The following is a 909-nucleotide window of genomic DNA, read 5'->3' on the forward strand; positions in this document are numbered from 1 at the left end:
TGCTCGGAGCTTCCTTAAGCAGGTACGTCAGTTGCCTGGACTCTCCAATTCTGGAGCACATCCATTCCAGCGCCGCTGTGGTCGTATTCTGGTCACCGGCAGAGACAGCCATTTGCATTGCAGGCGTATAGAGAAAGCCGCAGGGCCGAGATGGTTCACCCAGAGATATGGCCGTGACTAGCTGGCGATTTCTGGCTTGCCTGACGACCGACCAGGCCAGAGCTGCATCCAGCGATTTCGGAAATCTGAAACGCAGTTTATCGAAATGCAGATAACGTCCCTGCGCATCGAAGGGCTGCGCAAGCTCAAGATAGGCGTCTGCCTGATCGGCGTGGTCGCTGATAATCATGGCGAACGGATTCTGGATGAGCGCAGGCGGCGACTTGACCATGATTTCAAATTTCCAGGAATTTGAGATGGAGAGTACGGAGGTTGGGGGTTTATTTCAATTTTTTGCAAAATTGAAATAAGTATCAAAGCGAAACCGGGCACTCTATCTGGAGTGTCTACCCACTATTCGAGTCACCACCGCCGATCTCCTCTATACCGCCCACCCCAGCGTGAGCGCTGTCAGCGTCAAATAGCGTAAAGCTTTTGCAAAAGTGACAACCAGCAGAAAGCTCCCCCAGAGCGGGTATAGTTTAGTGGTAAAACGAAAGCTTCCCAAGCTTTAGTTGAGGGTTCGATTCCCTCTACCCGCTCCACCCCTTGATCTTGAGCCTCTGGTTCACCCTCCCTTACTCCTTACTCCTTACTCCCTACTCCCCTCGCTCAAGCGTTACCTGGGTGCGGTCAGCTGTCCTCGAAAAAAGCGAAGCTCCCCCTCTCAAGTCTGCCTGAAAAGCCAAGCGGATTGTCCTTTTCCGTTTACTCACCAACCTTCAGTCGCCTGTGGGAGTATCAGTTTTT

General features: G+C 52.4%; 1 tRNA gene and 2 pseudogenes. 1 reads left to right on the top strand and 2 read right to left on the bottom strand.

Features of this window, described 5'->3' with window-relative positions:
- Window positions 1-391 (bottom strand): annotated as a pseudogene (locus ALO64_RS25565) (Fic family protein); the annotation flags it as partial.
- A 150-nt stretch (window positions 392-541) separates the two neighbouring features.
- Window positions 542-634 (bottom strand): annotated as a pseudogene (locus ALO64_RS26375) (DedA family protein); the annotation flags it as partial.
- Between ALO64_RS26375 and ALO64_RS15900 the strand changes: the two are divergent.
- Window positions 631-704: transfer RNA gene (locus ALO64_RS15900), tRNA-Gly, on the top strand. The pseudogene ALO64_RS26375 and the gene ALO64_RS15900 sit on opposite strands and share 4 nt — an antisense overlap.
- The last annotated feature ends 205 nt before the right edge of the window (window positions 705-909 follow it).

It is taken from the genome of Pseudomonas meliae, from assembly GCF_001400515.1.
In the GTDB taxonomy this organism is placed as follows: Bacteria; Pseudomonadota; Gammaproteobacteria; order Pseudomonadales; family Pseudomonadaceae; genus Aquipseudomonas; species Aquipseudomonas amygdali.